The organism is Pseudovibrio sp. POLY-S9, from assembly GCF_001431305.1.
GTDB lineage: Bacteria > Pseudomonadota > Alphaproteobacteria > Rhizobiales > Stappiaceae > Pseudovibrio.
The window spans coordinates 1-335 of the sequence record NZ_LCWX01000196.1 but is presented as its reverse complement, the minus strand read 5'-3'; the positions used below and the strand labels follow the sequence as shown (position 1 = coordinate 335).

Here is a 335-nt window from a genome sequence, read left to right as displayed (position 1 = left end):
GCCTGTTCAAGCAGCGTTGTGCTTACAGAGTTGCCATTTTGGTCGACGACTGCGTTCGCAAAAAGATCTTCTGTCCCCCAACTGTTGTTGGCAATATCATATCGTTGCCAGTTGAACAGTGGGTTGAGATCGCTCTCCCGAATGCCTTCGCTTGTAAGCGTTGCATCATAAGCAACGCCAACTGATCCAATGTCATTGCGTGCAGCGCCAATAACACCGGCCACCAATGTCGCGTGTTGTGTCGGTTCAATGTTTGGATTTTGCGTGCGCAACGCTTCATCATCAATATTGGGCAGCAAGTCCGGATGACTGTAGTCAACCTGTCCATAGTCTTC

1 protein-coding gene is annotated in these 335 nt (G+C 49.6%); it reads right to left on the bottom strand.

Annotated elements, in window-relative coordinates:
- The coding region (locus PPL9_RS32465; RefSeq protein ID WP_161831301.1) for a S8 family serine peptidase at positions 1-335 on the bottom strand (335 nt) is incomplete at both ends.